Origin of the sequence: Rhodococcus sp. (in: high G+C Gram-positive bacteria) (genome assembly GCF_049299235.1) — a bacterium.
Classification (GTDB): Bacteria; Actinomycetota; Actinomycetes; order Mycobacteriales; family Mycobacteriaceae; genus Rhodococcus.
Genome location: NZ_JBAQXC010000383.1, coordinates 1 through 7,778 on the forward strand (window position 1 = coordinate 1; position 7,778 = coordinate 7,778).

The 7,778-nt window shown below is 66.3% G+C and carries 9 protein-coding genes; all 9 read right to left on the bottom strand.

The window, feature by feature from the left end; genetic code table 11:
* On the bottom strand, positions 1 to 699 hold a 699-nt coding region (locus WAX14_RS23500), incomplete at its 3' end, for a winged helix-turn-helix domain-containing protein (protein WP_422630448.1).
* A complete protein-coding gene (locus WAX14_RS23505) occupies positions 696 to 818 on the bottom strand; it encodes a hypothetical protein (RefSeq protein WP_422630449.1) in 123 nt (40 codons plus the stop codon). The genes WAX14_RS23505 and WAX14_RS23500, both read right to left, overlap by 4 nt.
* Entirely contained in the window at positions 815 to 1,999 is a 1,185-nt protein-coding gene (locus tag WAX14_RS23510; protein ID WP_422630450.1) for a sensor histidine kinase, read from the bottom strand. Before WAX14_RS23510 ends, WAX14_RS23505 begins: the two co-directional genes overlap by 4 nt.
* Before the next feature lie 204 nt (positions 2,000 to 2,203).
* The gene (locus WAX14_RS23515; RefSeq protein WP_422630456.1) at positions 2,204 to 2,959 is read right to left on the bottom strand and encodes a phosphoglyceromutase; all 756 of its coding nucleotides are present in this window, start codon (positions 2,957 to 2,959) and stop codon (positions 2,204 to 2,206) included.
* A gap of 63 nt (positions 2,960 to 3,022) precedes the next feature.
* Complete coding sequence (locus WAX14_RS23520) at positions 3,023 to 4,606, bottom strand: AMP-binding protein (protein ID WP_422630451.1); 1,584 nt, start codon at positions 4,604 to 4,606, stop codon at positions 3,023 to 3,025.
* Positions 4,607 to 4,798: 192 nt separating this feature from the next.
* Positions 4,799 to 5,140 carry a transglycosylase family protein gene (locus WAX14_RS23525; protein WP_422630452.1) on the bottom strand — a complete coding sequence of 114 codons (342 nt, stop codon included), beginning with the start codon at positions 5,138 to 5,140 and terminating at the stop codon, positions 4,799 to 4,801.
* A gap of 418 nt (positions 5,141 to 5,558) precedes the next feature.
* Positions 5,559 to 6,113: a YbjN domain-containing protein gene (locus tag WAX14_RS23530; protein ID WP_422630453.1), complete on the bottom strand. Its 555-nt coding sequence runs from the start codon at positions 6,111 to 6,113 to the stop codon at positions 5,559 to 5,561.
* Complete coding sequence (gene mshA, locus WAX14_RS23535) at positions 6,110 to 7,453, bottom strand: D-inositol-3-phosphate glycosyltransferase (RefSeq protein ID WP_422630454.1); 1,344 nt, start codon at positions 7,451 to 7,453, stop codon at positions 6,110 to 6,112. The genes WAX14_RS23530 and mshA overlap by 4 nt, the downstream gene beginning before the upstream one ends.
* 59 nt (positions 7,454 to 7,512) lie before the next feature.
* Positions 7,513 to 7,778 (bottom strand): alpha/beta fold hydrolase (locus WAX14_RS23540; RefSeq protein ID WP_422630455.1); only part of this gene is annotated, 266 nt, incomplete at its 5' end.

Consider the following 7,778-nt stretch of genomic DNA (forward strand, 5'->3'; position numbering starts at 1 on the left):
ACACCGGGGTCTGGCTTCGAGTTTGTACCCGAGGCCGCGGACGGTGACCAGATGACGAGGCTTGGCCGGGTCCGATTCGATCTTCGAGCGCAACCGCTTGACGTGGACGTCGAGGGTCTTGGTGTCGCCGACGTAGTCCGCGCCCCACACCCGGTCGATGAGCTGGCCGCGGGTGAGAACGCGGCCGGCGTTACGCAGAAGGTATTCGAGCAGGTCGAATTCCTTGAGGGGAAGGGTGATCTGTTCTCCGTCGACGTGCACGACATGCCGGTCGACGTCCATCCGCACCGGACCGGCTTCGAGCACCGCATCGTTGTATTGGCCCTCCGCGTCGCTTTCCGCGCCGCGGCGCAGCACGGCGCGGATGCGGGCGATCAGTTCGCGCGCCGAGTACGGCTTCGTGACGTAATCGTCGGCGCCGAGTTCGAGCCCGACGACCTTGTCGATCTCGCTGTCGCGCGCAGTCACCATGATCACCGGCACCCCGGACCGGCTGCGCAACTGCTTGCACACATCGGTGCCGCTCATGCCGGGCAGCATCAGATCGAGCAGGACGATATCCGCGCCGACCCGGTCGAACTCCGCCAGCGCCGAGGGCCCATCGGTGACGACTGTGGTTTCGAACCCCTCTTTACGCAGCAGGAACGCCAGCGGGTCCGCCAACGATTCCTCGTCCTCCACAATCAGCACACTGGTCACTGCTGGTCCTCCGTACCTTTCGTCGTCGCGACCACAGCGGTCGCGTGATTCGCCGCACGGCGTGCAGCAGAGTTGAGTTCGGCAGCGTAGATCTCGGCAGCGCCGATGCGGTTCCTCATCGCTGTCCGATTCTCGCCTCGTGCCCCGTCGCGATCCGATCTTCGTCGTCGTCGCTGCTTTCGAAATGGGCAGGGATGAGCAACGTGAACGTCGAGCCTGTTCCGAGGTGGCTCCACAGGATGATTTCGCCGTTGTGATTGGCGGCGACATGCTTGACGATGGCGAGGCCGAGGCCGGTCCCGCCGGTGGCCCGCGACCGCGCCTTGTCGACGCGAAAGAACCGCTCGAACACCCGCTCCTGGTCGACTTTCGCGATGCCGATACCGCGGTCGGTGACCGATATCGCGACCTTCCCGTCGCGCAGTTTCCGGCTCACCGAGACCGGTGACCCTTTCGGCGAATACGCGATGGCGTTGGTGATCAGGTTCGTCAACGCGGTGACGAGCAGGCTCTGATCTCCGCGCACCTCGTATCCGGTGGTCCGGTCGGTGGTGACGGTGATGTCGGCGTTTTCCGCGGTCAGCGCGGTGCGCTCGAGTGCTTCCTGGACGACGACGTCGACGTCGACGATCTCGAGGTCGGGCATCTTTTCGGCGCCCTGCAGTTTGGACAGGGAGATCAGTTCGGTGACCATGTTGCCGAGCCGGTGGGCTTCGCTCTGCACGCGCTGCCCGAAATGCCGCACAGTGTCCGGGTCGTCCGCGGATTCGAGCAGGGCCTCGGCGAGCAAGGCCATCGCCCCGACGGGCGTTTTGAGTTCGTGGCTGACGTTGGCGACGAAGTCGCGTCGGGTCGCCTCCAGACGCACCATTTCGGAGTCGTCGTAGGCGAACAGTGCGACGAATCGGGGGTCGTCGTCGAAAAGCCTGCTGGCGCGGCAGCGCACGGTGATTCCGGGGCGGCCGCGGGTGTTGCGTTCGCTGAGATCGAGTTCGACGATCTGTTCGCGGTCGAGCACCTGGTTCGCGGCGACCCAGGCACGTTGGTCGATGTGCCGGTCGCGGACGAGTCCGAGTTTCTCGGCGCTGGGGTTGAACAGGATCACGTCGTGGAACTTGTCGACGACCGCGATTCCGGTGGACGCGGTGTTGACGACCCGGTCGAGCACCTGAGCCATCGTCAGATCGGTTTGTCCGCCTGCGGGCTCGCGCGGTCGCACGATCCGCATCACACCGGCCCCGACAGCGGCCCCGAGGACCGCGGCGATACCGACGAGCAGAACGCCTTGCAACACACTCACGTCAGGAATCGTACGTACAGCCGAGCGGGTCATGACGCCGGGTTCGCTCGTTGCGGTGCACGCCACACCGCATTTTCGGATGGTTTTCCCGCTGTTCACCCGACGTTTGCCGGGACCGCACGGTGTGGTCGCGGTCCCGGCAAAGCCTGTTCGCCACTCGTGTGCCGAACCGAAGCCCCGCCCTGCCTCACCGGGGTGCGAGTGCTACTTTCCGCCCTGGTTTGCCACGGCGGCGGCACCTGCCGCGGCCGCATCGGGATCGAGATAGGTACCGCCCGGGTTGAGTGGACGCAGGTTCTCGTCGAGGTCGTAGCGCAGCGGGATGCCCGTCGGGATGTTGAGACCGGCGATCTCGTCGTCGGAGATGCCGTCGAGGTGCTTGACGAGTGCGCGCAGCGAGTTGCCGTGTGCGGTGACGAGCACGGTCTTCCCGGCGAGGAGGTCCTTCGAGATGGTGTCCTCCCAGTACGGGATGAGCCGCTCGACGACGTCCTTCAGGCATTCGGTCAGCGGGACCGCCTCGATGTCGGCGTACCTGACATCTGTGTCCTGGCTGTATTTGCTGCCTGCTTCGATCGGGGGCGGCGGCGTGTCGTAGCTGCGACGCCACAGCATGAACTGTTCGTCGCCGAATTCGTCCTTGATCTCGGCCTTGTTCTTGCCCTGGAGCGCACCGTAGTGACGCTCGTTGAGCCGCCAGTCGCGGATGACGGGAATCCAGTGCCGGTCCGCGGCGTCGAGCGCGAAGTTCGCGGTGCTGATGGCTCGACGCAGCAGCGAGGTGTACAGCACGTCCGGGAGCAGGTCGTGTTCCCGGAGCAGGTCGCCGGCGCGTTTGCCTTCGGCGATGCCCTTGTCGGTCAGGTGGACATCCACCCATCCGGTGAACAGGTTCATCGCGTTCCATTCGCTCTCGCCGTGGCGGAGCAAGACCAGTGTTCCGATACTCATGCCCCCAATCCTGGCATATCGCACCGTGTGCCCTTTGGGCACTTCGAGGGGCCCAAAGGGCACACGACCACGCTATCCGCCCGCGCGCAGATCCTTCCGCAGGATCTTCCCGGCCGCGGACTTCGGCACAGTGTCGATGAACTGCACCTGGCGGACCTTCTTGTGCGGGGAGACCCGCTCGGCGACGAATGCGATCACGTCGTCCTCGGACAGTTCCGTTCCCGCCTGCACGACGACGAACGCCTTGGGAACTTCTTCGCCCTCCGCGTCGAGCACCCCGATCACGGCGGCGTCGGCGATCTGCGGGTGAGTGAGGAGCAGCGCCTCGAGTTCGGCGGGCGGAACCTGGTAGCCCTTGTACTTGATCAGTTCCTTGAGCCGGTCGACGATGGTGACCACCCCGTGTCCGTCGACGGTGGCGATGTCGCCGGTGTGCAGGTAGCCGTCGGCGTCGAGGGTTTCTGCGGTGGCGTCGGGGTTGCCGAGGTAACCGGCCATGACGTTCGGCCCCTTGCACCACAGCTCACCCGGCTCGGAGACACCGTCCCCGTCCGGATACGCGACCTCCTGTGCGGTGACCGGGTCGACCAGTTTGCATTCCATGTTCGCGATGGTCGGGCCGACGGAATCGAGAGCGGTCTCGTCGTCGTCGAACGGAATCACGTGGCTGACCGGGCTCATCTCGGACATGCCGTAACCTTGCCGGACCTTGCAGCCGAGCCTGCGGGCGACGGCGCCGCCGAGTTCCCGGTCGAGTGGCGCCGCACCCGAGAAGATGGTGTGCACGCTCGACAGGTCGTAGTTGTCGACGAGGGGATGCTTGGCCAGGGCCACCGCAACCGGTGGTGCGACGAAGATGTAGGTGCACTTCTGCTCGGACACCAGGGCGAGGAACTGAACGAGATCGAACTTCGGCATCGTCACGAGCGTCGCCCGGGTGTACAGGGCCGCGTTGAGCAGCACGGTCATCCCGTAGATGTGGAAGAACGGCAGAACGGCGAGGATACGGTCGTCGGCGTCGATGCCCATGCGCGGCTCGATCTGGCACACGTTGGCGACAAGGTTGGTGTGGGTGAGCATGACCCCCTTGGGTCGCCCCGTGGTGCCCGACGAGTAGGGCAACACCGCGAGGTGGGTGGCGGGGTCGAAGCTGACGTCGGGGGCGGGAGCGCCCTCGGCCAGCAGGTCACGCAGGGACGGGTGCCCTTCTGCGCCGTCGATCACGATGAGCATCTCGTCGGGGATCCCGACCTTCGCGGCGGCTTCCTTCGCCTGCGGCAACAGCGGCGAGACGGTGACGAGCACCGTGGCGTGCGAGTCCTGGAGTTGCTTGGCGATGTCTTCGGCGGTGTACAGGGCGTTGATGGTCGTGGCAGTCGCGCCGGCACGCAGGATGCCGTGGAACACGGCACCGAATGCGGGGATGTTCGGTGAGAGCAGGCCGACGACGTCGCCCACCGCGACGCCGCGCGCGGCGAGGGCGCCTGCCACACCGTTGATGTGCCCGACAAGGGTGCGATAGTCCGTCACCGCACCGGTGGGCCCGTCGACGAAGGCGGGCCGATCGAGGTCGGCCTCGTCGATGGAACCGAACAGGAAGTCATAGACACTCAGTGCCGGGATGGTGACGTCGGGGAACGGGCTGCGAAAACTCATGTTTGGTCCTCCGGTGCAGACGTGATGGCACTTAGTGCCAGCTTGCAGTGGTCACTTTACCCCGACTGTGTGAAGATGCTCACAGCCATGCGCGTGACACTACCCCGCACCGGATGCACTCGAGCCCCGCGCGCGAGAGGTCGCACACGGGACTCGAGTGGATGCGTCACCGGCCGGCGGGCCGGGCGACAATCAGAGGTACTGGCCGCAGACCGGCCATGCGCCGCGACCCTGACCGGCCAGGACGTTCTCGGCGATCGCGATCTGCTGGTCACGCGAGGCCTGGCTCGCCGTCGGAGCGTACTGCTGGCCGCCGTATGCGGCCCACGTGCTCGGGGAGAACTGCAGGCCACCGTGGTATCCGTTGCCGGTGTTGATGGCCCAGTTGCCGCCGCTCTCACACTGCGCCACGGCATCCCAGTTGCCCGAGGCTGCGTTGGCGGTGCCGGTCCCCAGTGCGACGGGGGTGATCAGGAGTGCGGCACCGGCCGCGAGGGAGCCGAGGGTGCGCTTGGTGAAGGTGAACTTTGCCATGATGTGGGTGAATCCTCTCCGCGTCTGCTGACGGGTCGATCCGCGGACACGAACGCGGGAACAGACGGTTCCCACATCGCGCGGTCCGGATTGTCGATCGATCCGCCCCCGCCCCTCGAAGGTTTTGTGTGGCCGATCCCGCGGGGGCAGAGCAAGCGGCGGCGGGTCGGTTTTCGGTAGTGCCCGAGTAGTTTGGGCCAGGCCCTGTTGTTTCGAGCCGATAACGACGCTAAACGCCTATCTCGAAAAGGTCACGCGACGATTTTCTGGAACGGTCGTTCCAGATTTCAAGATCAAATCGCGGAGAAACGCCAGGTCGCACCGAAAATGCCCACCGGGCGAAGTGATTCATCCACACTCGAAAAATGTGACGAGCGTCACGTGGTTTTTGTGGATCCAGTCACGCAATTCCGGCCGGTTACGCTCGGTCGCCACCCCAATTGCCGGGCGCCACACCGCCCGACTCGTCCGATTCTGTTGCAGCATCGTCGTTTTCGATCAGATGCCGGAACGGCTCGAGATTGCGCAGCGATTCACCGCGTGAAACACGCCAGGACCATTCCCGCTTGATCGACGCCAGAAAACCCAATCCGAGCAGAATATTGAAGTCGAAATCGGCCGCCTCGAGAATTTGCCCGAGAACCGCGTCGAGTTCTTCCGGTGTGACCGATTCCGCCGAGAGTCGGCCGACCAGATAAATGTCACCGATCTTGTCGAGCGTGTACGCCACGCCGTACAGCCGGCGATTGCGCCGGAGCAGATACTTGTAGACGCCCTCGAAGTTCTCGTCGGGTTTGCGGCACACGAACGCCTCGATGCGCAGCCCGTGATTGCCGATCGTCAGCAGCGTCGTCGTTTCCAGCTTGTTCTCACCGGGGAGTGTGACGACGAAATGGCCACCGTCCTTCCGGGAGAATCCGACACCGCGGTCGCGCAGCGTCGACTCGATCACATCGCTCAGGTTCGCACTCATGCCTTCACCCCGCCCGTTCGCCGCAACTTCCACACCCCGCGCTGCCTGCGCAGCGAGAATTCCCCGGTCCCGAACGCGCGGTTCCGTCGCGCGCCCGCCGTGCGGTACGCCGCGAGCAGTCCGTCCGCGGTGTGTTCCCACGAGAAGTTCTCCGCGTGACGCGGCGCGGCTGCCGCCAACGCCTCACGCCAGCCGCGGTCGGCAACCAACGACCCGAGTGCCGAGGCCCAGTCCTCGGTCCGGTGCCCGTCGACGAGTACACCGGTCTCGCCGTCGCGCACCGCAACGCCGAGCCCGCCGACGTTCGCGGCCAGCACCGGGACGCCGGACGCCTGCGCCTCGATCGCGACCAGTCCGAACGATTCCGAATAGCTCGGCACCGCAACAAGATCCGATGCCCGATACACCTGGACCAGCCGTTCGGACGGCTGCGGCGGCAAGAACGTCACTCGCGCCGCGATCCCCAGCTCGGCGGCCAATTCGATCAGCGAATCCGGGCGCTCGAGGCCGGTTCCGGACGGCCCGCCCACGATCAGTACACGCAACGGAAGGTCCGGCGCGTCCGCCACGGCCCGCGCGGCGGCCCGCAGCAGCACGTCGGGCGCTTTGAGCGGCTGGATGCGGCCGACGAAGGTCACGATCGTCTCGCGCGGATCCAACCCCAGCTCCATCCGGGCGCGGTCGCGGTCTCCGGGACGGTAGCGCGACAGGTCGGCGCCCGGCGCGACCACGTCGATCTTCGCCGGATCGGCGCGGTAGACGGTTTCGAGCGCGTGCGCCTCGTCGCCGGTGTTCGCGACCAACCGGTCCGATTCCGCGACGACCTGCTGCTCACCGATCTGCCGAGCCGCCGGTTCCGGGGTGTCCCCCACCGCAAGAGCCGCGTTCTTCACCGCGGCAAGGGTGTGCGCGGTGTGCACGAGGGGCACTCCCCAGCGGTCCCGCGCGAGCCAGCCGACCTGCCCGGACAGCCAGTAGTGCGAGTGCACCAGATCGTAATATCCGGGCGCGTGCCGGGCTTCCTCCCGCAGGACCCCGGCCGCGAACGCACACAGTTGCGTGGGCAGATCGTGCTTGTCGAGACCCTCGAACGGCCCGGCTTCGATGTTGCGGACCAGGACACCAGGCGCAGCTTCCTGCACCGCCGGATCGGACGACGACGTGGCCCGGGTGAAGATCTCCACCTCGACGCCTCGACGAGCGAGTTGCAGGGAGGTTTGCAACACGTAGACGTTCATTCCGCCCGCATCACCGGTGCCGGGTTGCGCCAGCGGTGAGGTGTGGACCGAGATCACGGCCACGCGTCGGGGACTGCCGGGCTGGGACGTCACGGGTTCCATACTGCCCTGCCCGACGCCCCGGCTCCCATCTGACTCCCCGTTGCGCAGTCTCCCGGCTTCTATCCGAGGCTGCCGACGAAGCCGGCGATATCCGCGGCGAACCGCTGCGGGTCCTCGACGAACGGGCCGTGGCCGGCGCCTTCCCAGTACGAGGTGGTCGCGCGCGGCAGCAGCCTCGCCGCGTGTTCGGCCGCCGAGAGGTCGACGACGGAATCGGCGGTGCCGTGCAACACCAGGACCGGAAGGTCGAGTCCGCGCAGCAGCGCGTCGTTGCTCACGGCGCGGGCGAACAGCGCCGACCGCACCCGGGGCGGGGTGGCGAGGC

Excerpts from the sequence above, each read along its gene's own strand:
- WAX14_RS23525 (WP_422630452.1), bottom strand. The coding sequence starts at position 5,140 with ATGGCAAAGTTCACCTTCACCAAGCGCACCCTCGGCTCCCTCGCGGCC.
- mshA (WP_422630454.1), bottom strand. The coding sequence starts at position 7,453 with ATGGAACCCGTGACGTCCCAGCCCGGCAGTCCCCGACGCGTGGCCGTG.
- WAX14_RS23505 (WP_422630449.1), bottom strand. The coding sequence starts at position 818 with ATGAGGAACCGCATCGGCGCTGCCGAGATCTACGCTGCCGAACTCAAC.
- WAX14_RS23530 (WP_422630453.1), bottom strand. The coding sequence starts at position 6,113 with ATGAGTGCGAACCTGAGCGATGTGATCGAGTCGACGCTGCGCGACCGC.
- WAX14_RS23520 (WP_422630451.1), bottom strand. The coding sequence starts at position 4,606 with ATGAGTTTTCGCAGCCCGTTCCCCGACGTCACCATCCCGGCACTGAGT.